Here is a 26,126-nt window from a genome sequence, read left to right as displayed (position 1 = left end):
GTAGAAAAGGGATTAAATGGAACAGATATCGATATTTGAAAATGATAATAGCAAGGACGAACCTTTAGCTGCTCGCATGAGACCTAGAGATCTCAGCGAATTCGTAGGTCAGCAGCACCTAGTTGGCGAGGGTAAAATCCTCAGCAAGCTTATCGAGTCTGACAGGGTTCCGTCGATGATTTTCTGGGGACCTCCAGGAGTTGGAAAGACAACACTTGCACAGATTATCGCCAGCAAAACAAAGGCGAATTTTATAACTTTCTCTGCAGTAACTAGCGGCATTAAGGAAATACGCACAGTTATGCAGCAAGCTGATAGGTATACGAGATTCGGTGAGAAGACGATAGTATTTATCGACGAGATTCACAGGTTCAATAAGGCGCAGCAGGATGCGTTTCTGCCTTTTGTTGAGAAGGGTAGCATCACTTTGATTGGAGCAACCACTGAAAATCCATCATTTGAGGTAAATGGTGCGCTTTTATCTCGCTCTAAGGTTTTCGTGCTTAAGAATCTTGAGACTAGCGATATCGAGCAGCTTCTAAAGCGTGCGATAAGCGACCCTCGAGGCTTTGGCGACGAGAGAGTTAATATCACAGATGAAATGATTCACATGATTGCCGAATTTGCAAATGGTGATGCTAGAAGCTCTCTGACAACTCTAGAGATGGTAATCCTAAATGGTGATATCAAGGCTGATGGAACTATAGATATAACGATGGAATCGCTCGAGCAGTGTATCTCCAAGAAATCGCTACTCTACGATAAGAATGGCGAAGAGCATTACAACATCATATCTGCGCTTCATAAATCGATGAGAAATTCCGATGCCGATGCAGCCGTATACTGGCTAGCTAGGATGCTTGAGGCAGGGGAAGATCCGCTCTATGTGGCAAGGCGTGTTACTAGATTTGCTTCGGAGGACGTAGGACTAGCGGACCCTCGAGCAATGGAGATAGCGATAGCGGCTTATCAGGCGTGCCATTTTATAGGTATGCCTGAGTGCTCGGTTCATCTAACGGAAGCCGTGATTTACATGGCGCTTGCACCTAAGTCTAACGCGATGGAAGTAGCTTACTTTGCGGCAAGGGATGACGCACAGGAGCACATGGCAGAGCCAGTCCCGCTTAATATTAGAAATGCACCGACTTCGCTCATGAAAGACCTCGGGTACGGCAAGGGGTATAAGTACGCTCATGATTATGAAGATAAAATTACGTCCATGCAGTGTCTGCCCGATTCGTTAGTTGAGCGCGAATACTACAAGCCCACGGATCAGGGGGCTGAGGCAAGGTTTAAGGAGCGTCTTAATAGCATAAAGGAATGGAAGAAGTCACATAAATAAGAGTTCGATGTAGCTGCAGCTTTCACTAATGCAAAAGTGCAATAGCTAAAATGATATAGGCGAGCAAGAACCATGGGCATAGTCATTTTGGACTGTGCTCGTGGTATTTTTTATTTTCAAATATACACATGAGTTTCAAAAATAAACGGCTATGTATGATATAATTTCCAAGGATAGTTAGTTAACACATACTAGCAATTAAGTAAAATAATTAAATTATTTATATATAGAAAGGATTGAGACTAATGACTAAAGTTGATATTTTCTCAGGTTTCCTAGGTGCTGGCAAGACTACGCTTATTAGAAAGCTTATTGAGGAAGCATATGGTACGGATAAAATAGTTCTCATCGAGAACGAATTTGGAGAGATTGGAGTAGATAAGGGATTCCTGCAGAATACTGGAATTGAGATTAACCAGATGAATGCTGGCTGCATCTGCTGTACTCTCGTTGGTGATTTCGGAAAGGCTCTTAATGAAGTAATTGAGAAGTACAATCCAGAGAGGATTCTCATCGAACCGTCAGGCGTTGGCAAGCTTTCGGATGTAATTATTGCAGTACAGGATCTTAAGAACGATAAGATTGAGCTAAATGGATTTACTACTGTCGTAGACGCCAAGAAGGCTGAGATGTACATGAGTAACTTCGGGGAATTTTACGAAAATCAGGTGGAACACGCAAGCTCAATTATTCTAAGCCATACAGCTGGAATGTCTCAGGAGGACATCGACAAGTGCATCGCATTACTCCGTGAGCATAACAAAGAAGCATCTATAGTTACGACAGACTGGAAGGAAATTGACGGCTCTAAGATTCTAGAAATTATGGAGCAGAAGAAGACTCTGTCCGCTGAACTTGACCGCCTGAGAGAAGAGGCGTATAGAGAGCAGGCTGAACATGAGGCAGAGCATCATCATGACCATGAACACCATCACCACGATGACGAAGAGCATGAATGCTGCGGTCACGGACACCATCACGACCATGACCATGACCACGAACACCATCACCACGATGACGAGGAGCATGGGTGCTGCGGTCACGGACATCATCACCACCATCACCACGGACACGGCCACCACGCTGACGAAGTCTTCGATGAAATGGGCGTGGAGACCGCACATCGCTTCAGCCGCGGCCAGCTCGAGCGAGCTCTAGCAGGCCTCATGGATTCCGAGCAGTGCGGACAGGTGCTCAGAGCGAAGGGATTCGTAGCGGGTACAGAAGGCGAATGGTACGAATTCGACTACATACCAGGTGAGCCAGAGGTTAGAGCTGCTGGCGAAGCAGAGACAACCGGCGTTATCTGTGTAATCGGAGTAGATCTCAAGAAGGATAAGATTAAGGAGTTGTTCGGAATATGAGAGAGAAACCAGTCTATCTATTTACAGGATTTTTAGGCTCGGGTAAGTCGACTTTCATCCAGGATACACTCGAAACACCAGAGTTCGGAGAAGGTGCAAGCACACTCCTCTTGGTTTGTGAGTCAGGTGAAGTACATTATGATGAAAGTAAATTTACCGACAAAGTGTACATCGAGACAATCGAGAAGGAGACAGACCTTACAGAAGCAAGGCTTAACGGCATCGCATCGAAGTATGTATTTGACAGAGTTCTAGTCGAGTATAACGGTATGTGGATGACGCAGACTCTGTTTGAGAATATGCCTCGCAACTGGATAATCGCGCAAGAGATGACTTTCTTCGATGCGACTATGTTCGAACTGTACAATAAGAATATGAGACAGCTCTGCTTCAACAAGATGCAGAATGCAGAGCTTGTGGTATTCAATAGATTCCAGAAGGGTGCGGATAAGATGCCGTTCCACAAGGAAGTGCGTGTAGCTAACAGGCGCTCGCAGATTGTCTATGAGTTCGGGCCGCATGACATAGAAGTAGACGATATTGTGGATGAGCTGCCTTTCGATAAGAAGGCCAGCACCATTGAAATAGCCGACGATATGTACGCTGACTGGTATCGCGATATCAACGAAAATCAAGACGAGTATAACAACAAGACATTGATTCTAAAGGGCAGAGTCGTAAAGGGTGGCGATATGAAGCACGGTGAGTTCGGGCTTGGTAGGCACCTCATGACATGCTGTGTAGAGGATATGCAGTTCGCAGCGCTTATGGGCATATATGATAGAATTGATGACTTTAAGAATGGAGCCTGGGTTCAGGTTAAAGCCAAGGTTAGGGTCGAGTACGTTGATGCATACGGAGAGAAAGGCCCGGTCCTTTACTGTAAGTCGGTAGAAGCGTGCGAGCCGTGTAACCCTGAGGTTGCAACATTTTAAACCGCTATTAAATATAGAAATACATGATTATAAACCTCTTTTGTCAGGGATTCTGACAGAAGAGGTATTAATTTGTCTATATTTTGCTATAGGAATAATCTACAATGAATGATATAAAGATTTTATGTAAACGCTAATATGCAAAGCAAATTCATACCAGATTCACACCGTGATAGTAAGGTAGAGTCAGAAGATAGAAAGGGTGCATACGATGGCAACGATACTTTTCCTAGAAGATGAAAACATGATTCGCGAAGTTCTCTCTGAATACATGGTGGTCGCAGGTCACGAGGTTATTCCATGTGAGCGTGGCGACGAGGCGATAAAGCTGATTGAAGGGGGTGAGCATTTTGATCTTGCGGTGCTCGACATCAGAGTTCCTGGAGTGACTGGACTTGAGGTACTTCAGACCATAAAAAAGGAACGCGGTGAAGATATTGGCACGATTATGCTCACAGCTTACGACGATATCAATACGCAGCTCGAGGCTTTTAACTACCTTGCGGATGATTACATTACAAAGCCAGCTTCTCCGATAATTCTCATCAAGAGAATTGAAGCTGTTCTTAGAAGAACTGGCAAGAGAGCTACTGCTGAGATGGATAGTGGGTTCGTGGTCGATGAAGATGAGCTTCGGGCATACTATAACAGGAAGAACCTCAAACTGACCGTAAGCGAATTTGTACTCATGAAGACTCTGAGGGATAATCCGGGAAGGGTATTTAGCAGAAATCAACTTATCAACATGATATTCGATGAGGAGTATGTGGCGAATGATAGGATAATCGATGCACACATCAAGAATCTTAGGAAGAAACTACCTCATGACTATATCGAGACAGTCATAGGTGTTGGATACAGATGGAGAAAAGAAGATGAAATTAGGAAGTAAGACATTTTTATACAGCGTCATCATCTCGCTGATAGTAGGAATCGTGATCTTTTCATATATGGTATTCCTGATGCCTTCCATGTATATGGATTACAAAGGAAAACAGAATCTTGAAACTGCTAGGTCAGCGATGAAGTACTTCAAGAAGCACGAATCATTGAAAAACTTCAAGACTGGTGATGCCAATGCGATAGGTATCATCGTACCCGGAAATGGCTACACTATCAGGGTTACGGGATCCAGTTTCAATGGATCAATTGAGGCGGTTAGCCCTGCGTCTAAAGAGATTATAGACCAGTTCAGATCTCTTGATATGAGCAGTAAGGGTAGTAAAAAGGAGGCATTTAAGAATCTAAAGCCTGCACTTAAAGCCTTTGCAGAAGAGAATTCGGCTGAGATGAATAGCAGTTTTAAGATAAATCTTAAAGGAGACAGCAGCTTATCTCAGTTCAAGGTTAAGGATAAAAAATTTCACTACTATAGCGGCGGGGTGTTAATCAGTGAGTTTTCCGTCGAGAGTCGTTATTCGGGAACTAGCTACACCTATTTTGTCGGATTTGCAAAGCATGGAGATGACATGCTTATCCTGAGTAGCACCACGATGACACCTTCAGCAAGTGAAATTCTACCAGTTCTCTACGGGTCAGCTCCTATGCTCATATTGCTTATGATAATCTTGGCATTTGGAGTATCAGCAATATATTCGCGCAAGATAGTATCTCCAATTAAGAAGCTGTCTATGGATGCGGAGAGACGCATGAGTTCGTCATCAGTAAAGCTAGAGCCTCTTGAAGCTGTGGGAAATGATGAGATATCTGATTTGACTGCTGCACTAAACCTACTTTATGAAAAGCAAGCACAGGCAGTTCAAAATCTCGAAGAAGAAAATAAGCGTAAAGAGGTGTATATGCGTGCGACATCGCACCAGCTAAAAACTCCGATTGCAGCATCGATGCTCCTAGTGGACGGAATGATTGGTAAGGTCGGGAAGTTCGGAGATAGAGACCTGTATTTGCCAGAGGTAAAAGCACAGCTCCGTGAGATGATGAGCATAATTGATGAAACATCGAATCTTAACAATGCGGCAGATAGCTTCGAAGTTGAGAAGGTCGATATTGTGTCATTATGCCGGGAAACTTTAGAGAAGAACCGCATCGGAGCTGAATCTAAGGGCATAACTCTAAATGGTCCAGAGATTGAAACAGCCGTATATTGGTATAGCAATGCGATGATGCTCAAGAAGATTTTGGAGAATTTAATCGCAAATGGTATAGATCACACAGGTGAAAGTGGAAGTGTTACATTCGATGTTACGGAGTATAGAATTACGGTGTTCAGTCGTCCAGGACACATCGATGAGAAAATCCTTGATGATATATTTGAACCGTTTGTAACTGGAGCTCAGGGGGATGAAGCTGGACAGAAGAAAGGGCATGGATTAGGGCTCTATATAGCGAAATATTTTGCTGGGAAGCTAGGACTTGAACTACGTGGCGACAACATGCAGGACGGCGTTCAGTTTGTTCTAGAGAAAAGAGGTAGAGATGATTAGACTCGACAATGTAAAGGTGAGTTTTAAAGATAAAGTGGCTGTGGACCTCGGGCGAGTGATTGAAATTGCGGATGGCGAGAGAGTCGGAATCATAGGAAGCAACGGTGCTGGAAAGACTACGCTTCTAAAGAGTATTATCGGTCTGGTCCCTCATAAGGGAAACATAGCACTCGGAGTTCCGTCAAATGAGATCTCCGTTCACATGCAGTACAACTCTTATGTCGATACCGTTTCAATTAGGAACATCATCGAGATGGTGATGGGCTGCAGGATAACAAACAATCAAAAACTCCAAGAAATGATTGAATTCTTCGAGTTTGAAGGATGCCTAGATAAGAGGTGGAAACAGCTATCAGGCGGTCAGAAGCAGAGGCTCACTCTCATACTCGTGATGTGTAAGGAAAGCAAAATAGTGATGTTCGATGAAGTTACATCAGGACTTGACTTCGAGACGCGCCAGAGGCTCATGGACAAGCTCGTAACTTGGTACGAGGAAAAGCACACGACACTGCTTATAACATCACATTACTATACTGAGCTCGATAATCTGGCGACCAAGATACTGTATCTTAAGGACGGTAGGGCCGTGGACTACGGGTCAAAGGAAGAGCTTTTTAGAAAGTACTGCGGAAATGCCGTGGTGATCTTTGAGGACACGGAAAAAGGACGTGAAATAGCGAAGGCGCATAAACAGATAAAGGCCGCCGAAGGGTTTATTGCACTCTCATGTGACAATGATGATGAAGAGGTTGAAATCGCTGAAAAGCTTATCAGAAACCACATAAACTACAGGCGAAGTAATAACGATATCGAAATGATGACTATTAATGCGGAGAGGTAAAATGAATAGATATACGATAAGATACGAATTTCAGAATACACTTCACAATGTCTATGCGGTATTCTTTGGCTCAATTTTTCCAGTGCTTCTACTGCATATGATTGTCAGGGGAACACTTGGCGATATCCCTAAGAACATGAAGGATGAAGTGGTAACTACAATATTTATTGGCATGGCGATGCTTATTCCGCTGGCGAGCATATTTCTGAATCATGCAGCGATTTATTCAAATGAGCTTGATAAGAAAATCCCTGAACGTTTGCTCCTCTTCGGATTTTCGGAGAAGGACATATTGCTCAACAAAGTGGTAGCGAACTTGATTATATTGACGCTCTGCATATTTATTTACCTTGGTGGAACTGTCCCTTTCCTAAAAATACTTAAGCCGAGGTTTGCAGCTGCGGTGGTTTGGATTTTGGGAATATATCTTCTCGCTATAATCTTGATGGCGCTCGCTCATGGCATAGCGACACTGATAGGAAAGTTTGGTCCAACGTATGGCGTTGTGATGGCAATCTATTTCGCAATGATGATTTTGAGCGGATACATGGGAATTAGGATAACTGATCTTCCTAAATCAGTTAGATGGATATCTGAACTACTTCCAACTGCACAGCTTGGCAACGACTACATAGATTTCTGGTTAGGCAGGGAATATAACTTTGGACCGCTGATTCAGTCCATGATCTTCATGTCTGCTCTTAGTGCAGTGGTTGTGCTCATAGCGTTTAAGGTGAGAGGTAGAAAAAATTAAGTAGCACCTTAAGAAAATCTTCATAAAAAATACCTTGAATTTGATTTATGATGTGTTATTGTATTAGTAACTTAATACAATAACACATCGATTTATTTATCTATGGTTCGAAATAGGTATGAAACAAATCGCATTAATAGATTTAGAGAGGAGACTAGCATGGAATGGAAATTTGTCGATGGTATCCCGATATACTCGCAAATTGTAAATGAGTTAACCGTGAGAATTGCCAGACACGACTATTCACCGGGACAGAAATTACCGTCCGTAAGAGATATTGCTGCTGAAGCTTGTGTCAATCCGAACACGGTACAGAGAGCGCTTGCGGAGCTCGAGCGAAATGGGCTAGTGCGCACAGAGAGGACCAACGGAAGATTTGTGACGGAGGATGCGAGAGTGCTGAAGGAAATTTACAAGAGTTTATCTAGTGCATATGTTGACGAGCTAGTCGAGAAACTGCGTAATATTGGGATGAGTGACATGGAGATTATAGAAGCAGTTACGAGCTGCGTGGGAAAGGAGAAATAATGAGCATAATAGAGATAAAGGATTTGAGCAAAGCATACGGCTCAAAGCTAGCGCTATCTGGTGTTGACCTAGATATAGACAAGGGACAGATTGTTGGACTCATGGGACCAAATGGCTCAGGCAAGACAACGCTAATTAAGATAATCATGGGATTACTGAGACCCGATGCCGGTGAGGTCCTGATAGATGGAGACAGGCCTAGTGAAAAGACAAAGGCAAAGGTCGCTTACCTGCCTGATAAGATGACGTACCCTACGTATATGACTGCTGGCAGCCTCGTGCGCCTATATCAGGATTTCTTCGATGACTTCGATAAACTCAAAGCTCTATCGATGCTCAATGATCTCGGTATTGAGAAAGGGCTTAAGCTAAAAGCGATGTCCAAAGGGACCAAGGAAAAGGTGCAGCTCATCCTAACGATGGCACGTAATGCTGAAGTATATCTACTCGATGAACCTATCGCAGGCGTTGATCCAGCGACTAGAGACTATATTCTTAGAACGATTATTACCAATTACAATCCTGAGGCTGTAGTGATTATTTCCACTCACCTAATCGCCGATATCGAATCGGTGCTCGACGATGTAATCTTCATCAAAGACGGTGAAATCGTGGTTCACGAGACTGCTGAAAGCTTGCGTGAGAAGAAGGGGCAGAGCATTGATAAACTGTTCAGGGAGGTGTTCAAATGCTAGGTAAATTATTAAAATATGAGTTTAAATCGCTGATGAACAATCTCGGAGTTCTGTACTTGGTTTGGTTATCTCTCACTTTGATAACTGCTGTTTTACCAAAGGCATCGAAGTACACATCTGAGTTTGTAGAAAATCTTCTCTATGTAGTTTGGGCGATCTCGTTTATAGCTGCAATTATAATGACGTTAGTAGTGGTTATTGACCGCAGATTCTACAAGAATTTCTATGGGGCTGAAGGGTATTTTACGCTCGCGCTACCTGTAAAGATAAGTACACATATCTGGAGCAAGGTAATTGCCAGTACAGTTTGGATGGTAATAACGGCATTTGTTGGAATCTTCATCATGATGATAGTAAGCATTGCGACGAATGGACCAGATTCTTATCATCAGATAAAGATGTTTATGAACGAGAGGCCGGCAGAGGCAAGGGCAATAATAATATTTCTGTTTGAGGTGCTATTGCTAGGAGTTGTATACATCAGCCGATTCCTTCTTAAGACACTTGCATGCATTAACTTAAGCGTGCAGTTCAGCAGCTTCAAATCACTTTTGCAGGGAGTTTTCTTCGTAGTACTCACAATAGCAGAGGTGTATGCTGCGATTGTAGTAACTGGACATCTATCTGGCGACTTTGCATTAAACCTGGCTGTGAATAGCAATCAGATTAGAATCGCACAGTATGGAGTCGGAGGAATTATACTTTTGCAGGTTGTAGAGTGTGCAATATACTTCCTCGCATCTAACTATCTGATGAAGAACAGACTTAACCTGGAGTAGGCACATAATGTGCTGATAATTCATCAATTTTTATAAACAAATTATAATGTAAGAGCCGGATTCAAAATAATTTGATTCGGCTTTTATTTTGTACAGAAGTCTTTGAAATGAACGGATTGCAGTTACATAAAAATGCTAGTATACTAACTCTACACGTTGTAACGCACTTGGTTAAGAAGGGGTTTGTGCGATTAATCGTGACAATCTGACAACGCAGATCATGTGATAGTGAGAGAAGCTTCACAGCATTGGAAGGATGACGAGAATTGAATAGAAATGATTCGCTGATAAATAAATATTTGCGATACATTTTTCCCGCGATGGCTGGACAGCTCATATTCACGCTGTACACAATAGTTGATGGGATTTTCGTAGCTCGAGGTGTATCCGAGACGGCTCTAGCTGCCGTCTCAATTGCTACGCCGTTCGTCACCTTGCTGTTTGCAATTTCAATAACTTTCGCGGTGGGTACATCAACAATAGTTGCCCGTCTTCTCGGTCAAAACCGTACTGTTGAGGCGAGACGCGTATTCACAGAGAGCTTAGTTTCACTTGTTTTGTTGTCGATAGTAATCAGCGTGCTGGTATTTATTTTCCTAAATCCGCTGTGCAGGTTGCTTGGAGCGACGGAATCTACGCTTCCATATGTAAGGAGTTATCTTCTCACGATAGCACCGTTCATATTTTCGTTCGTGATTTCATATAATCTCGAACTGCTCCTTGCTACTGACGGATTTCCAGAACTCGCCACTATCTACGTGCTGCTCGGGGTGATTCTTAACATCTTACTCGATTGGTACACGATATTTAAGCTGAATTGGGGCATAGTTGGAGCTGGACTAGCAACCTCTTTTTCTCAGACGGTCGTAATTATCATCTACCTGATTCACTTTGCAGGGAGGAAAGCGACACTTCGTTTTACGAGATTTAAGTTCAGACGCGGACTTATGTTTCGTCAATTCATGAGCGGTATACCTTCAGGTATTACAGAGATGTCGCCGGGAATAGTGACATTTATCTTTAACAGGTTTATCGTTACTTTTATGCACGATAGAGAGCTGATTATCTATTCGATACTATCATATGTAATTCTGCTGGCGACGGTTCTTGCAAATGGGATTGCTCAAGGCGCACAGCCCCTCGTTAGTTACTATCACGGTAGACACGAGAGGGATACATTCCACACTATCTTTGGTTATGAGATTAGATCGGGGCTCATATTAGCCGTATTAGAGATAGCGGTTGTGCTGGTGTTTGGAAATTATATAGCGATGCTATTTGTTAATGATGGAGATGCACTTATCCTGGAAGTATCGTATGCGCTTAGACTGATAGCTTTGGCATTTCCAATGCTCAGTATGAATATCATCATCGCTGGATATCTAACTGCTCTCGAGAGGTCTAGGGTTGCAGCTTTCATATCGCTGATGAGATGTACACTGACGCTTCTGCTTTCGCTTGCGTTAATCGCAACTATGCTTGACGTATCTAATGTATGGCTCTCACTTGCCGTATCAGAGATGCTTTCTATGATAGCAGCAGTTCTTCTGTACAGGAAGACTCGTAGAGTCGCGATAGCTGAAACTTTTGACGACATGTAGATTGTGCATTGTATTAATTTAGTACAATATGTATATCTTTTGTATTATCGTTGCTAAACTCAGTGGAATTTTATTACAATACTCATACTTATCACTATTGCTGATTAAATATCCATGATGCATTGTTAGATTGAATATCGCTGTTTGTATGGACGTTGTGTTACTACAGAAATAGAAAAGTGAGGAGAAATGCTTTTTAATCGAGAGACAGACTATGCAGTAAGGGTCCTTAAGAATCTGTCGACAGATAGACCCACGAGCATAAGTTCATTCGTGGAAGGTGAATTCATATCAGAGGCAATCGCTTATAAGGTATCAAGGAAGCTCGATAAGGCTGGTATCATATACGGAGTAAGGGGGAGCAGTGGTGGCTATGTGCTGAGCAGACCGCTGACGGAGATTACCCTGTATGATGTGCACCAGGCTATAGAGCCACATTCACTTGTATGTGAGTGCCTAAAGCAAGATGTTTCGTGTCTTTTGAACACAGACCGAGACACATGTGCGCTTCGAAAGGAATTATTACGTATTCAAGAAAATATAAATACTGATTTGAAAAAACACTCTCTAGGTGAGCTTTTTGACGCAAAATAAAAAATAATCGCATCACGCGTTGATGCGATTTTTTTTATTTTATACCTAGTTATCTTGAGGCATTTTAGCCTTAGGTAAACTCCAGTGGTAATGAGCCGCAAGAAGTCTGAGTAAGACTATGAGTCCAGCCCCAGTTCCCATGGCAAGTACTGTGCCGACTCTATCCCATAGTGCTATACATGTGAGCGCTCCGATGAGAGAGGCGCTAGCATAAAAGTGCTTTACAAATATATATGGTCTATCGCCAGCCATTATATCTCTGAGAACTCCACCGCCAACTCCAGTGAGGACTCCAACAAAGGCAAATAGTATAACCCCATGAATAGAAGTTGCATTATACGCTGATTTGATACCAAGAACTGTAAACACTCCAAGCCCAACCGAATCCATGATGAGCATAAGCCAGTCGTATAGAGTGGAATCCGAGAAAATCCATCTTCTAACTGGCGGTGTAAATACGATTACTGAAACCACGACAGAAATAATTAAATAAGTCGGGTTTCTAAATGTGAGAGGGGGAGTTTGACCGACGATTAAATCTCTGATAATTCCTCCGCCAACACCAGTAGTAAGGCCAAGGATAGTGATTCCCATGAGATCCATGCCTTTTTCCAGTCCGAGAGTGGCTCCCGAGATGGCAAAGGCGATGGTGCCGATTATTTCAAGTGCGAAGACTATATTTTCAAGACTGTATAATGATGACAATTTCCTTCTCCTGCGTATCAATGATGTAAAAGCACCCCTTATTTATTTAGAAAAGCATATTCCTTTACATGATTTTCCCGTACATGCCGCATTTCCCTCGTCAGTATCTAAGTGAACAACGGTTCTGGTGTTGCCGACACGTACGACCACCTCTTCAAAGGTTAGTGCTCTGCCGCATCCTGTATCGATTTTTAGAGAGACTTCGTCTCCCGTGGTTACCTGCAAATGATCTGCATCTTCTTTAGATAGGTGAATATGCCTTTTTGCGACTATGCAGCCATGATCAATTTCAGTTGTGGCACCATTTTTAGCTGTGATTTTAATTCCTGGTGTATTCGCTAAATCACCGGAAAGTCTAAGAGGTGTTTCGATACCTAAATTTCTAGCATCAGTTGCTGCTAGCTCAACCTGCGTTTCTGGACGAGCAGGTCCGAGAATAGCGACATTTCGAAGAGTGCCTTTAGGTCCAACAAGTGCGAGCCTTTCTTCCGCAACATAGCCTACAATAATTTGCTTTTTTGGTGTAAGCTCATATCCAGTGCCAAAAAGTTTTTCTATATCACTTTGGCAGAGGTGAACATGTCTAGCACTAACTTCCACATCTACTTCAATCTTTTTCATATCAAATCTCCAATTAACTGTTTGAATTTGTATATATATAGTCATTTATGATGTATAAGGATAACATTTATTGTGACAATCTGCAAAGGATGATATAATGTTTGCTACATTTTTATTTGTAATTACAGAATTTATGCTTTTGGTGTACTGCTTTTTACTGCACACCTTATTGTGAATTTATCTGCAGGGGATTAATTTATGAAGAAAAATTATGAAAAGGGTTTCTTTGCTGCACTTGGTTGTGCTGGGCTGTGGGGTATTCTTCCAATTTACTGGAAATCGCTAATTCCAATACCGTCATCTACTATCATTATATATAGGATTCTGATGATTGCAGTAGTATGTATAATTGCTGCGCGTTTTAAGTACTCATGGAGCAGGATTTTTTCACCGCTAAAGGATTGGCGGACCTCACTCAAATTTTTCGTAGCAGGGCTTATCGTAACGAGCAACTGGAGCATTTATATCTGGGCGGTTAACTCTGGTCATATAATCCAGACGAGTATTGGATATTATATAGAACCACTCGTAGTATGTATATTTGGGGCTATCTTCTTTAAAGAGAAGCTTACAGTTTACAAATCTACTGCCGTAATACTTGCGGCTGCAAGTGTAATCGTAATCTTGGTTCACTTTGGACAGGTTCCAGGAATAGCACTCATACTAGCGACGACATTTGCAATCTATTCAGCGATAAAAAAGACTGTAGACCAGCCACCTGTTATATCGCTTCTATATGAAACTATTTTTATGGCTCCGATTATGTTATGCGTAATAGTATGGCTTGAACTGCATGGGGCAGGAGCGCTTGGAGTTGGAGAATCATATCAATACTTCCTGTTACTCCTATGTGGGCTTGCAACAGCCATACCTCTTGGGCTATTCGCTTATGCAGCTCAGAGAACATCTATGTTCGTGCTCGGTTTGACGGAATACCTCAGTCCTACATTGGCGCTTATGCTAGGGATTTTCTTGTATAAAGAACCCGTTGATAAAGTGCTGATTATGGCGTTTGGATTGATTTGGATAGGTCTTATATTCTTTTCATATGGTGAATTTAAAAGTGGTAAGGATAGTAAGAGTAGCGAGGATGTTCAGAGTATTAAGGTAAACTAGAATATAGTAAAATCTAATTAAAAAATGTGCCAAGCACTGTGTGAAATTAGGGGGATCACACTCTGTGCTAGGCACATTTTTATTGAGATTATTTAATTGGTTACAGATTTTTTGAAAATAATTATTAGCCTATAGCTTCTGATCTCCTGCTTTAACCCAGCCAGCTCTCTTGACAGCCTTGTGTAACAGTATGGTTAATATTGCTGGTAGAACTACAGATATTAGGATGAGACCGAGCCAATCCATTGAAGTAATCCCTGCTTTTGTTCCTTTTGCTATATCAGCAATCCAGCCTGAATACACACCTAGAGGTCCGACTAGACCACATGTTCCCATGCCACTTGCTATAGCCGGGCCGTTCATCTCGAGATGGAACACGCAGGTTGCAATAGGACCTGTGATAGCAGATGCAATAGTAGGGGCTATCCATATCCTTGGGTTTCTAACTATATTACCCATCTGAAGCATCGATGTTCCAACTCCCTGTGATACGAGGCCACCGACGCCATTATCTTCATATGAAGCAACTGCGAATCCAACCATCTGTGCACAACAGCCAGCAAGTGCTGCACCGCCGGCGAGTCCTGTCAGACCTAGGGCTGCGCAAATAGCCGCAGAAGATATTGGTAAAGTAAGTGCTATACCTACAACTACAGCGACAATAATTCCCATGAGTAGAGGCTGAAGTTCGGTAGCCCACATTATAATATCGCCCATCTTCATAGCTGCGTTTCCAAGCGTAGGTGCGATTAACCAAGACAAAGCGATTCCTATGCCGATAGTTACACTCGGTGTGACCAGGATATCTACTTTAGTTTCCTTGGACACAGCTTTTCCGCATTCAGCTGCTATTATCGCTACAAATAGTACTGCGAGTGGTCCTCCAGCTCCTCCAAGCGCATTTGAAGCGAAACCGACAGTGATGAGGGAGAATAGAACTAACGGTGGAGCAGCAAGAGCATATCCGATTGCACATGCCATTGCAGGTCCTCCCATAGCCATCGCAAGACCACCTACAGTGTATTTAATACCACCTATAGTAGCGACAGTCTGCGATAGGGCAGAGATGTGAAGCTGTACTCCGATAGTATTGATGATTGTTCCTATAAGTAGCGAACAAAATAGTCCCTGAGCCATAGCACCAAGTGCATCAATTCCATATCTCTTTCCAGAGATGATTATATCCTTGCGTTTTAGAAATGAAGTAAAACTAGCCATTAAAAAAGCCTCCTAACTATATACAGGTGTCATGACACCTGTATATACATTAAAAGAGGCTCTGTGAAAAGTCAATATGAAAATAAAGAAAACATCAAATGCTACTTAAAAATAAACTGTTAACCCGTTAAAAAATTTTTATCATTTACTCGAAGAGTATCCCTATTGAACGAAGTTTATCCTTTATTCGCTCAAGTGCATCTTCATCCCTACACGTGATAGCATGCAAGTGAATCCCGTCTGTGAGAAGTGATAGTGGAGGGGCATTGCTCTCAATAATCTTATCTGCGAACTCCTTTGCATCAAGTCTGTTTGTTATATGTAGGTTGCCAACCAGCTCACCGTATATTGGATGTTCAACACTTACATCGAGTAATATGCCACCACAGTCAACAATCGCATTAAGTTCTTCTAGAATTTTAGATGAATCGTGTTTACAAGCGATTCTATAGACTGGGGTAGTCCCAATTTGAGGGAGCACGTATCCACGAGGGGTCGAACTAATATCATGACCTTCAGCCCTGAGAATAGCGATGTCTCCAACGATAATTTGTCTGCTTACTCCGAACTCTTTTGCAAGAGAGGAAGCGCTTACAGGTTCGCCTGAAGACTGTAATCTCCGTATTATGTTGTCTTTGCGCTTCTCTCTCTGCATGATAAATCCTCCGTTACATTTTCTTACAAATCTGACTATTTATCTTTCTTTTCTTCTTCGCTGACTTTCTTTTCTCTAATCGCTTTTGTGCGTATCTCCTCGCAGATTGCGTTCACAAATTCGCTCAGTGGCTTGCTACCTTCATCTCCTTCGAATCTCGAACGAACCGAAACAGTTTTATTCTCAGCTTCCTGCTGTCCAACGACTAGCATGTAAGGTAGCTTCTCCATCTGAGCTTTTCTAATCTTGTAGCCGATTCTCTCGGAGCTGCTGTCAATTGTAACATCAACGCCATTTCTTCTTAGCTCAGCGAAGATTTCCTCTGCATAATCCTGGTACTTATCAGAGATAGGTAGGATTCTAACCTGCTCTGCGCACAGCCAAGTAGGGAAGTTCCCTGAATACTTTTCAATCAGCCAAGCGAGAGTTCTCTCGTAGCAGCCGAGCGATGTACGGTGGATGATATATGGACGCTTCTTCTCGCCATTTTTATCTATATAGTACATGTCGTATCTCTCCGCTAGGAACATGTCAAGCTGTATAGTGATCATAGTATCTTCTTTGCCATATACATTTTTTGCCTGAATGTCTAGCTTAGGTCCGTAGAATGCCGCCTCGCCAGAAGCCTCTGTGTAGTCTAGCCCAATCTCATCGAGAATCTCACGCATTGCCGATTCAACCTTATCCCATTCTTCAGCAGTTCCGAGGTATTTACCTGGATTTTCTGGATCCCACTTTGACATTCTGTATGTAACATCTCCGTCTAGACCTAGAGTTGTGAGACAGTACTTAGCGAGTTTTACGCAGTTTTTGAACTCTTCATCAATCTGCTCAGGTGTGCACACGAGGTGGCCCTCTGAAATCGTGAACTGACGAACTCTAGTGAGTCCGTGCATTTCCCCGGAATCTTCGTTGCGGAATAGAGTGGAGGTCTCTCCCATTCTGTAAGGTAGATCTCTATAGCTGTGCTGCTTAGCCTTGTATACATAGTACTGGAATGGGCATGTCATAGGGCGGAGTGCAAATGCATTTGCATCAGCATCGTTCTCGATGAGACTTAGATCCTCAAGTCCTCTGATCTCGCGAGTAGCATCCTCTGCATTGTTCAGCTCATCGATGCTATCATATCCGAATACGAACATTCCATCCTTGTAGTGGTACCAGTGGTCTGAAATCTTGTAAAGAGTTGATTTCGCCATCAGCGGTGTTCTCGTTCTCACGTAACCCCATTCGTAATCCTCGAGGTCTTCAATCCAGCGCTGTAGCTTCTGAATCATCTTAGTACCCTTAGGCATAAATAGAGGAAGACCCTGACCGATGATATCTACTGTTGTAAATAGCTCCATCTCACGACCGAGCCTGTTGTGGTCTCTGTTCTTGATGTCAGCTAGGTACTCAAGATACTCTTCTAGATCGGCCTTCTTGTTGAATGCAGTACCGTAGATTCTAGTGAGCATCTTGTTGTGCTCGTCACCTCTCCAGTAAGCGCCAGAACTAGAAGTTAGCTTGAATGCCTTAATCTGCTTGGTGCTCATCAGATGTGGCCCTGCGCAGAGCTCGATAAAATCTCCCTGCTGATAGAAGGAAATGATTTCGTCCTCTGGTAGGTCCTCGATGAGCTCGACCTTGTATGGCTCATTTCTCTCCTGAAATAGCTTAATGGCTTCATCTCTAGGTAGTGTGAAGCGAGTGATCTCGTCACCCTTCTTGATGATTTTTTTCATCTCAGCTTCTATCTTATCTAAATCCTCTCTAGTTAGCGCTGGCATGTCGAAGTCATAGTAAAAACCATTATCGATAGAAGGTCCGATTGTCATCTTGGCATCTGGGTATAGATTCTTGACAGCCTCTGCGAGCACGTGGGAACATGTGTGTCTGTACGCATGCTTTCCTGCGTCAGAATCAAAAGTTAGAATGTTAACCTCAGCATCCTTATCCACAACAGTTCTGAGATCACAGACCTCTCCATCTACTTCACCAACGCAAGCTGCTCTTGCGAGACCCTCGCTTATGTCCTTAGCGATGTCGATAATGGACATCGGTGAAGCGTATTCTTTTTTGCTACCGTCTTTTAGTGTAATAATCATTTTAAGAACTCCTTTCATTAGCGGAAGGAAATTAAAAAGTCCCTTCCGACATTCAAATTGTCAGAAGGGACGCATACATTCGTATTCGTGGTTCCACCCATCTTCCGGAGCTTCTGCTCCAGCACTCTTTGAAGCTTTTAACGCGGCTAGGCGGGCAGGATTAGTGCCACTCGGAGGTGGTGTTCAGAACGCTCCGTGCTGGAATGATCTCACCATCCATCCCTCTCTCAAAGCCTTAAAGCGAACCTACTGTCCTCGTCATCGTTTTAATAATGAAACATGTTACCACCGCGGGCTATAATTGTCAATGATTTTACCGCCTCAATTTGTTATAATTTATAGGAAAGAATTGATATACTTTGTGGACAAAAACGAGAAGTTTTGCTGAAATGGTAGGAGAAATAATGAATCCATACATAAAAGAATATGCTGAACTAGTAAAGGATTACGAAGCGAAGAAGGGTAAGCGAGAGACTGTTCTTGCGTTATACGAGTTTTCGGATAGGCTAAAAGAGGCTGGGGATAAGGATGCTAAGACAGTTCTTGTTGATGTATACAAAATCCTTTCGCTCATGCAGAGTGCGTATGACTTGATGTCAGAGATTGCAGATAGGAACGATAGGAAGCAGATAAAGAAGCTTGCTTATCTCAAATCGATAGCAGAAGATGATGGAGATAGGTGGGCAGTGAAAAGGCCAAAGACAGCTGCTGAGGAGTCTCTGCAGAGAGAAAAAGCTAAGAAGCTTCCAAAATTCCGTTACCATCCAGATCCACTGGCTACTGAAAGCTTTGAAGAAGGTCCGCCAGAGGTATGCCCGTGCTGCGGCAAGGAAAGTACTATCTACTATAGTTCGTTCCCTTACAGCGTTGAAGACGTCGAGCATTTGTGCCCAGAGTGTATAGCTAGTGGAGAGGCTGCAAAGAAATTCGACGCTGAGTTCGTGCAAGATGCCGAATGGGAAGGCGAAGTGGATGAAGCGAAGTCAAAGGAACTATTTGAAAGAACGCCTGGCTACCTGAGCTGGCAAGGCGAGCACTGGCTATCTTGCTGTAATGACTACTGCGCATATCTAGGGACAGTCGGCACGGAGGAGCTAGAGGAGATGGGCATCGCAGACGAGGTTATAGAAGAGTACGAGATGAGGTCAGAATATACCGATATCAGGGATTATCTGCGCAAAGATGGCGACCTATGCGGATATTTGTTTCGCTGCCTTCACTGCGGAAAATACCACATCTACGTCGATGCGAGCTAATTTGCAAAGGTGAAATAAAAATACCTTCTCATGAGATCGAAAGGTGATTTGGAGGGAGTAATTAATGAAGATATATCAATATTTCTTGATTGGACTAAAGTCGACGTGGAATTACAATCTCTTTAAGACGGTGGCTTTTATCGTTGGGACTATCGTTCTTGTCACGATGGTGCGAAAGCTGATGATTGTCAGCAGGAGTGGCGGAAAGTTTTCAGAACCTATGCATATCTCAAATGGAAATTTATATATTCACAGCGGATTTGTTCCGGGTAGCCGTGAGATTCCCTTGAAAGATCTCACTGAGGTTGAGATATATTTTGTGCGTGGAAGGCATCTGAATGGTGACAGGTACTTTATTCAACTCGTAAGGAAAAAAGGCAGAAACAAGTCAATCTTCGTCGGAAAAAGCAAGGGTAATGACGAGAGGCTTGCTCAGCTTAAGAAACAGCTGAAGAAGCATAAGGTTAAGGTTCGCGAAATAAAATAAGTGAAGGGAAAGAGGTGGCTATATTGGAAACTAAGAAGAAGTCTGTTCCATGGAAAGAAGGGAAAGTCATATCGGTGTGCCTTCGAGATGGGAGATACATCTTGGCGCAGATGGTAAAATCGCCATACATGGTTTTCTTTAACCTCTTTAGCGAGGATAACTCGTGGGAAGGTGTGACTTTGTCAACTGATAAGGTGCTGTTCTGTCATGCGGTTACGCGCCAGTGGAAAGCGCACAGTCCCATCGAGCGCATTAAAGGTGTAGAGCCGCTTTCTGACTACAAGCTTCCAACCAGATGGATTCATACAGAAGGGCTTGGTCACAGAACTCGAGAAATTGTCGTCGATGGAGTAAAGCGAAGTGTAGTGATTCTCGGTACACGTCTTGCGTTAGTTGAAAGAGATATGGTGGATAATAGTAAGAACAATGCGCCGTGCGGACTCTATCATACGGTGATTAAGCCTGATTTAAAGGAAATTGATTGGTCTAGGGTGAAAGATATAGAAACCATGTCAGTAGAGATGTATCCGAGCTTAAATGAGCGGTTATACTTATGTAATGTCATGGGAAGAAATGTGAATCCAGAGCTCGAAATATACCTCGGTAGACAGATTCCAGAAGCCTACGGAACATACGTAAAGATACTTTGTGGAGATAAAATACCTGATTACTGTTAATATAAGGGATTAAAATCAATACCTAGCTATATCTCTTGAATCAGTGAGATGAAGAGGGGTATTATACAGAAGATAGATTTTTTGAATGAAAAGGGTGGATATAATGGGAAATAGAGAAATGAAAGTTAAAGTTAAGATGCCAGTACTCCCCGAGAGATTCGGTGGATACACAGTTACAGCAAATAGATTTGACGACATGTTTTTAAAGCTATTCGACAAAGAGCCTTACGGAATCAACTCTGAGATAAATCTCGTCACAGAAGATGCGAGAACTAGTGTCGAGATAGTAAGCGTAGATAGAGGAGAACGCTCGATGAGCGTAAGCCTTAAGGTGGGGTATCCAGAGGAATTCGGCCAGGGAGAAGTTCTGACGAGACTTGCTGATGCAGTTGCTCCATATAAGTGTGGAATCGAGAAAATGGCATAGACACTCGATAAACCACATGTAAACGTGATATAATTGATGTGCTCGTGCATTTACGAGAGAAAAATGGAAATTAGGAAGGATATACTAATGAAAGATATTGAGATCAGAGAACTCTTCCGAAACAGAGAAGAGTATGCAGGTAAAGAGATTGTTGTCAGAGGCTGGGTGAGAGGTAATCGTGCATCCAATCAGTTTGGTTTCATCTCACTCAATGATGGTACCTTCTTCACTCCGCTTCAGGTTGTGTACGAGGCTTCGAAGATTGATAACTACGAAGAGATTTCAAAGGTGCACCTCGCAGCAGGTGTAATGGTTAAGGGTGTACTTGAGCTTACACCTGGCGCACAGCAGCCATTTGAACTGAAGGCGACAGAGATTACTGTTGAGGCTGATTCGCTATCGGATTATCCGCTGCAGAAGAAGCGTCACACCATGGAGTACCTTAGAGAAATCGCACATCTTCGTCCTAGAAGCAACACTTTCTCTGCGGTATTTAGAGTGCGCAGCATCGTTGCTTATGCGATTCATAAGTTCTTCCAAGAACGTGATTACGTATATGTACATGCTCCAATCATCACAGGAAGTGACGCTGAGGGTGCTGGCGAGATGTTCAGAGTTACGACACTGGACCTAAGTAATCCGCCTACTAACGAAGATGGCTCTATCGACTACTCGCAGGATTTCTTCGGCAAAGAGACAAACCTAACCGTTTCGGGACAGCTCGAGGGTGAGGCGATGGCGCTTGCGTTTAGAAACATCTATACATTTGGACCTACGTTCCGTGCTGAGAACTCCAACACAGCTAGACACGCATCTGAGTTCTGGATGATCGAGCCAGAGATCGCATTTGCAGACCTAGCTGATGACATGGATGTTGCAGAGGATATGGTCAAATACATCATCAGCTACACACTTGAACACGCGCCTGAGGAGATGGAATTCTTCAATAAGTTCGTGGACAAGGGATTACTCGATAGACTTCACCACATCGTTAACTCAGATTTCGAGAGAGTTACATATACAGAAGCTGTTGAGATTCTTAAGAAAGCTGATAAGGACTTCCAGTTCCCGGTTGAATGGGGAATTGACTTACAGACTGAGCATGAGAGATATCTCACAGAAGAAGTGTTTAAGAAGCCTATCTTCGTAATCGATTATCCGAAGGAAATCAAGGCATTCTATATGAGACTCAACGACGACGGCAAGACCGTTGCGGCTTGCGACCTTCTCGTGCCGGGAGTTGGTGAAATCATCGGCGGAAGTCAGAGAGAAGAGAGGCTCGACATCCTCGAAGCTAGAATGGATGAAATCGGCATGAATAGAGAGCTCTACGATTGGTACGTTGATCTTCGCAGATACGGCGGCGTAAAGCATGCTGGTTACGGACTAGGTTTCGAGAGGATGATTATGTACCTAACAGGAATGAGTAACATCCGTGACGTTGTTCCATTCCCAAGAACACCTAAGAACGCTGAATTCTAAAGCGGATTTGTGAAAAATTAGAAAATAATGATTAGCGGTGATTATCAAGCCATTCGTGAGAGGTCGTGATAGCACCGCTTTTTATTGTCAATTTAAATATTGTATTGAACAAGATACAAGCTATGTTATACTTGTGACAAGAGCTTAAATAATTTTATCGGCTCAACAAAAATAATAAAATCAATGGGAGGATCTAAGGATGAAAGGTTATTCTACAGATAAGATTAGAAACGTCATACTTTTAGGACATGGCGGCTGCGGTAAAACGACTTTTCTTGAAGCAGCTCTACTTGCCACTGGCGCAATCACCAGAATGGGCAAAGTAGAGGATGGCAACACCACATCGGATTACGACAAGATGGAAATTGAGAAGAAGCATTCTATCAATACCACTCTAGTTCCGGTAGAGTACCAGGGATATAAATATAATTTCCTTGATACCCCAGGATTATTCGACTTCAAGGGAGAGATTCGTTCAGCGCTCAGCACAGCTGCATCATCGATTATCATGGTGGATGCATCTGCAGGAGTGCAGGTAGGAACTGAGAAGGCGTGGGAGGAATGCAGTAAGCATAAGAATCCAAAATTTATAGTCCTCACCAAGATAGATAAAGAAAATGTAGATGTAGATAAGGTTGTAGCGCAGCTTCGCGAGAAATTCGGAAACTCCGTAGTTACTGACGATGACAAGGATGCTCTGAACGAGGCAGTTGCTGGTACAGATGAGGCTCTAATGGAGAAGTTCTTCAACGAAGAGCCATTTACAGAGGAAGAGTTCTATAATGGACTTATGACGGGAATCGCAACAGGTGACGTAGTACCTATCATCAAGATGTCCTCGAAGACAGGTGAGGGAGTAGACGAAGTGTTGCGCTCTATCAGCAAGTATGTTCCAACACCTAATATGCACCCTGCATATCCAGCAAAGAACATCAAAGGTGAGGATGTTGAGATTACAACAGATCCTTCAGAGAAACCAGTTCTCTGGGTATTCAAGACAATAGCTGACCCATTCCTAGGCAGAATTTCCTACGCAAAGGTTATTACAGGAACTGTCAAGGTAGGTCAGGAACTATATAACTCGCGCACACAGAAGATGGAGAAGCTCGGTTCTATGTTCTTCGTAAGAGGTAAGCAGCAAGTTCCAGCAACTGAGGTTGTGGCTGGAGATATCTTTGCACTTGCCAAGCTAGCAGGAACAAAGACTGGAGATACACTATCTCTCAAGAGCGAAGGAATCAAGTTCGAGCCAATCGACTTCCCTAAGCCTAACTACTTCATTGCAGTTCAGGCTAAGGACAAGAACGATGAAGAGAAGATGGCACAGGCTCTATTCAAGTTGATGGAAGAAGATCCTTCGTTTGCATTAGTTCGAAATGTTGAGACACATCAGTCACTTCTCGGTGGACAGGGAGACCTACAGATAGGAATAATTAAGGAGAAACTCAAGAAGAACTACGGAATCGACGTAGTGACTGTTCCTCAGAAGATTGCTTACAGAGAGACAATCAAGGGTACTTCAGACGTTCAGGGCAAGCACAAGAAGCAGTCTGGTGGTGCTGGACAATACGGAGACGTGCACATTAGATTCTCTCCAGCTAAGGAAAACTTCGAGTTCTCCGAAGAACTATTTGGTGGTGCAATCCCTAAGAGCTACGTACCTGCAGTTGAGAAGGGCCTCCTCGAGTCGATGGAAAAAGGGCCTCTTGCTGGTTGCAAGGTAGTTAACATCAAGGCGGTTCTATATGATGGTTCATATCACGATGTAGACTCTAACGAGATGGCATTCAAGATTGCTGCATCACTAGCTTTCAAGAAGGGCATCGTTGAGGCTAAGCCGTGCCTGCTAGAGCCAATCATGAAGCTCGATATCGTAGTTCCTGAAAAGTACACAGGCGACGTAATGGGCGATATGAACAAGAGAAGGGGACGTATCCTCGGTATGGACCCAGCGGATGATGGCACGACTTGCCTGCATGCTGAAGCGCCAGAGGCTGAGCTCTTCGATTATGCAATCGTGCTAAGAGCTATGACTCAGGCTAGAGGCAGCTTTGAGATGGAGTTCTCAAAGTACGAAGAAGTGCCTGCTAACCTAGCGCAGAAGATCGTTGAGGCGCACAAGCAGGAGACAGAAGGCAAATAACGCTTATAGCGATATACGTATAAAGACCAGCCGGAGGGCTGGTCTTTGTCTTTTTCAGAATAGTATTACATTAACTTTTACTGCAAGATAGCAATTTTTCTGATAATATAAGCGTATTGAATTAGAGAGGGGAACTCATGAAATTTAGAGACAAATTAGACAGGAAATACCTCAAGATTGTGGCATATGTGGTTCTTGCAGTAGGAATATCATACGCTTTAATTTTGTTGATGGGACAGTATCAGAGCATCGGTAAGAGCCTGATGGGCGGGATAAACTGGGTTGCAGCGATTCTTAAGCCGGCGGTAATCGGTGCGATTTTGGCGTATATCTTAAATCCACTAGTTGGACTAACTGAGAGGATGATAACTCGCAATGCAAAAGCGCTAAGTCAAAACCCTGTTCAGAAGAGGCGTAGACACACATTGGCAGTTTTGATAACCCTGCTATTTATAGTGGCGATTTTGCTGGCTTCTCTCACGGCGATTATATATGCAGTAACGAAGCAGGTGCAGACTATAAATGCTGACAGCATCAATGCACTGGTCAACAGTATAGTGGATCAGGCGAAATCATTTGAACGCAGCTTTAAAGAGTGGCTTTCAAAGTACAACTTCAGCAAGAACTATGATCTTAACTTTGAAAAGAACCTAATTAACTGGATTTCGCATAAGCTAAATAGCGCAAGCGGTCTACCGACGCTACTTTCGAATATAACAGCAGGTGTGAGCACACTGCTGTTCTCGGTTATGTTCGCGGTATACTTCTTATTTGACGCAGAGAACCTAAGAAAGTACTGGGGCAGAATGCTCAGGACGGTATGGTCGCAGCGTGCAAATGACAAGCTTACATATGTATATGGCGATGTTAACAAGGTGTTCAGTGGATACTTCCGCGGTGCAGCGATGGATGGATTTACAGTGGCACTTCTAATCAGCATTGGCCTGACTGTAGTTGGCATGCCTTACGGCGTGATGATTGGTGTAATGGCTGGTATTGCTAATCTGATTCCTTACATGGGACCGATAGTAGGATACGGACTTACCATCGTGTCGGGCGTGATTTCTGGCGAGATTAAGACGATGATTATATCTATCGTGATCATCTCGGTGGTACAGGTTCTGGACGGTGCGGTTATCAATCCAAAGCTATTATCGCATAGCATTGAAATACACCCGCTGCTAGTTTTGGTGGCTATCATCGCAGGAGAGAAGGTAGGCGGGTTTGCAGGTATGATTGTTGCCGTGCCGTTTGCTGCTCTGCTCAAGATATGGTTTGAACGCCTCGTTGAGAGAAGGGCGAAGTCTAGAGCGTGGGAAGATACTATCGCTGCAGCTAAGAGCGTGGATGGAGAAGGCTTGGAAGAGTAACGTGG

At 43.2% G+C, this 26,126-nt stretch carries 25 protein-coding genes and 1 other annotated feature; of the genes, 20 read left to right on the top strand and 5 right to left on the bottom strand.

Features of this window, described 5'->3' with window-relative positions; all coding sequences use genetic code 11:
- Positions 1-16: 16 nt before the first annotated feature.
- From Q7O90_RS06225 to Q7O90_RS06170, 12 genes are all read left to right on the top strand, one after another.
- Complete coding sequence (locus Q7O90_RS06225; RefSeq protein WP_304128663.1) at positions 17-1,342, top strand: replication-associated recombination protein A; 1,326 nt, start codon at positions 17-19, stop codon at positions 1,340-1,342.
- 245 nt (positions 1,343-1,587) lie between these two features.
- The gene (locus Q7O90_RS06220) at positions 1,588-2,706 is read left to right on the top strand and encodes a GTP-binding protein (RefSeq protein ID WP_304128661.1); all 1,119 of its coding nucleotides are present in this window, start codon (positions 1,588-1,590) and stop codon (positions 2,704-2,706) included.
- Positions 2,703-3,641 carry a TIGR03943 family putative permease subunit gene (locus Q7O90_RS06215; RefSeq protein WP_273138207.1) on the top strand — a complete coding sequence of 313 codons (939 nt, stop codon included), beginning with the start codon at positions 2,703-2,705 and terminating at the stop codon, positions 3,639-3,641. Before Q7O90_RS06220 ends, Q7O90_RS06215 begins: the two co-directional genes overlap by 4 nt.
- 211 nt (positions 3,642-3,852) lie before the next feature.
- On the top strand, positions 3,853-4,533 hold the full coding sequence (locus Q7O90_RS06210) for a response regulator transcription factor (protein ID WP_304128657.1): 681 nt from the start codon (positions 3,853-3,855) through the stop codon (positions 4,531-4,533).
- Entirely contained in the window at positions 4,517-6,085 is a 1,569-nt protein-coding gene (locus Q7O90_RS06205; RefSeq protein WP_304128655.1) for a sensor histidine kinase, read from the top strand. Before Q7O90_RS06210 ends, Q7O90_RS06205 begins: the two co-directional genes overlap by 17 nt.
- Complete coding sequence (locus Q7O90_RS06200; RefSeq protein ID WP_304128653.1) at positions 6,078-6,926, top strand: ATP-binding cassette domain-containing protein; 849 nt, start codon at positions 6,078-6,080, stop codon at positions 6,924-6,926. The genes Q7O90_RS06205 and Q7O90_RS06200 overlap by 8 nt, the downstream gene beginning before the upstream one ends.
- 1 nt (position 6,927) lies before the next feature.
- Complete coding sequence (locus Q7O90_RS06195) at positions 6,928-7,680, top strand: ABC transporter permease (RefSeq protein ID WP_304128652.1); 753 nt, start codon at positions 6,928-6,930, stop codon at positions 7,678-7,680.
- 159 nt (positions 7,681-7,839) lie between these two features.
- Positions 7,840-8,208, top strand: a complete 369-nt coding sequence (locus Q7O90_RS06190; RefSeq protein WP_304128650.1) for a GntR family transcriptional regulator — start codon at positions 7,840-7,842, stop codon at positions 8,206-8,208.
- Positions 8,208-8,903 (top strand): ABC transporter ATP-binding protein, encoded by a 696-nt coding sequence (locus Q7O90_RS06185; protein WP_298573063.1) that lies wholly within the window; start codon positions 8,208-8,210, stop codon positions 8,901-8,903. Before Q7O90_RS06190 ends, Q7O90_RS06185 begins: the two co-directional genes overlap by 1 nt.
- Positions 8,897-9,682 carry a hypothetical protein gene (locus tag Q7O90_RS06180; protein WP_304128648.1) on the top strand — a complete coding sequence of 262 codons (786 nt, stop codon included), beginning with the start codon at positions 8,897-8,899 and terminating at the stop codon, positions 9,680-9,682. Before Q7O90_RS06185 ends, Q7O90_RS06180 begins: the two co-directional genes overlap by 7 nt.
- 266 nt (positions 9,683-9,948) lie before the next feature.
- Entirely contained in the window at positions 9,949-11,283 is a 1,335-nt protein-coding gene (locus tag Q7O90_RS06175) for an MATE family efflux transporter (RefSeq protein WP_304128647.1), read from the top strand.
- 189 nt (positions 11,284-11,472) lie between these two features.
- Positions 11,473-11,877 (top strand): RrF2 family transcriptional regulator, encoded by a 405-nt coding sequence (locus tag Q7O90_RS06170; RefSeq protein WP_106056063.1) that lies wholly within the window; start codon positions 11,473-11,475, stop codon positions 11,875-11,877.
- Between the two features lie 45 nt (positions 11,878-11,922).
- Here the strand turns inward: Q7O90_RS06170 and Q7O90_RS06165 are convergent, their stop codons facing one another.
- Positions 11,923-12,582 (bottom strand): trimeric intracellular cation channel family protein, encoded by a 660-nt coding sequence (locus Q7O90_RS06165; protein ID WP_304128645.1) that lies wholly within the window; start codon positions 12,580-12,582, stop codon positions 11,923-11,925.
- A gap of 42 nt (positions 12,583-12,624) precedes the next feature.
- On the bottom strand, positions 12,625-13,203 hold the full coding sequence (pduL, locus tag Q7O90_RS06160) for a phosphate propanoyltransferase (protein ID WP_304128643.1): 579 nt from the start codon (positions 13,201-13,203) through the stop codon (positions 12,625-12,627).
- A 198-nt stretch (positions 13,204-13,401) separates the two neighbouring features.
- On the opposite strand from pduL, the gene rarD reads away from it, so the two are divergent.
- Positions 13,402-14,319 (top strand): EamA family transporter RarD, encoded by a 918-nt coding sequence (gene rarD, locus Q7O90_RS06155; RefSeq protein WP_304128641.1) that lies wholly within the window; start codon positions 13,402-13,404, stop codon positions 14,317-14,319.
- 129 nt (positions 14,320-14,448) lie between these two features.
- Here the strand turns inward: rarD and Q7O90_RS06150 are convergent, their stop codons facing one another.
- From Q7O90_RS06150 to thrS, 3 genes are all read right to left on the bottom strand, one after another.
- Entirely contained in the window at positions 14,449-15,537 is a 1,089-nt protein-coding gene (locus tag Q7O90_RS06150; protein ID WP_304128640.1) for a PTS transporter subunit IIC, read from the bottom strand.
- A gap of 145 nt (positions 15,538-15,682) precedes the next feature.
- Positions 15,683-16,192, bottom strand: coding sequence for a transcription repressor NadR (locus Q7O90_RS06145; RefSeq protein ID WP_304128639.1), 510 nt, complete (start codon positions 16,190-16,192; stop codon positions 15,683-15,685).
- A 35-nt stretch (positions 16,193-16,227) separates the two neighbouring features.
- Positions 16,228-18,279: a threonine--tRNA ligase gene (thrS, locus tag Q7O90_RS06140; RefSeq protein ID WP_304128638.1), complete on the bottom strand. Its 2,052-nt coding sequence runs from the start codon at positions 18,277-18,279 to the stop codon at positions 16,228-16,230.
- A gap of 62 nt (positions 18,280-18,341) precedes the next feature.
- Positions 18,342-18,550: a binding site (T-box leader), on the bottom strand.
- Between the two features lie 133 nt (positions 18,551-18,683).
- Between thrS and Q7O90_RS06135 the strand changes: the two genes are divergently transcribed.
- From Q7O90_RS06135 to Q7O90_RS06105, 7 genes are all read left to right on the top strand, one after another.
- Complete coding sequence (locus Q7O90_RS06135; protein ID WP_304128637.1) at positions 18,684-19,535, top strand: CbrC family protein; 852 nt, start codon at positions 18,684-18,686, stop codon at positions 19,533-19,535.
- 64 nt (positions 19,536-19,599) lie between these two features.
- A complete protein-coding gene (locus Q7O90_RS06130) occupies positions 19,600-20,022 on the top strand; it encodes a hypothetical protein (protein WP_304128636.1) in 423 nt (140 codons plus the stop codon).
- Positions 20,023-20,045: 23 nt separating this feature from the next.
- On the top strand, positions 20,046-20,699 hold the full coding sequence (locus Q7O90_RS06125) for a hypothetical protein (RefSeq protein ID WP_304128635.1): 654 nt from the start codon (positions 20,046-20,048) through the stop codon (positions 20,697-20,699).
- 103 nt (positions 20,700-20,802) lie between these two features.
- Positions 20,803-21,126: a hypothetical protein gene (locus Q7O90_RS06120; RefSeq protein WP_304128634.1), complete on the top strand. Its 324-nt coding sequence runs from the start codon at positions 20,803-20,805 to the stop codon at positions 21,124-21,126.
- 87 nt (positions 21,127-21,213) lie between these two features.
- Positions 21,214-22,608, top strand: a complete 1,395-nt coding sequence (asnS, locus tag Q7O90_RS06115) for an asparagine--tRNA ligase (protein WP_304128633.1) — start codon at positions 21,214-21,216, stop codon at positions 22,606-22,608.
- A 199-nt stretch (positions 22,609-22,807) separates the two neighbouring features.
- Positions 22,808-24,751 (top strand): elongation factor G, encoded by a 1,944-nt coding sequence (locus Q7O90_RS06110; protein WP_304128632.1) that lies wholly within the window; start codon positions 22,808-22,810, stop codon positions 24,749-24,751.
- Between the two features lie 137 nt (positions 24,752-24,888).
- A complete protein-coding gene (locus tag Q7O90_RS06105) occupies positions 24,889-26,121 on the top strand; it encodes an AI-2E family transporter (RefSeq protein ID WP_304128631.1) in 1,233 nt (410 codons plus the stop codon).
- Positions 26,122-26,126 lie beyond the last annotated feature (5 nt).

Origin of the sequence: Mogibacterium diversum (assembly GCF_938028775.1) — a bacterium.
Lineage (GTDB): Bacteria > Bacillota > Clostridia > Peptostreptococcales > Anaerovoracaceae > Mogibacterium > Mogibacterium diversum_A.
Note: the sequence above shows the minus strand (reverse complement) of the source record. Positions and strands in the feature narration are given on the sequence as shown.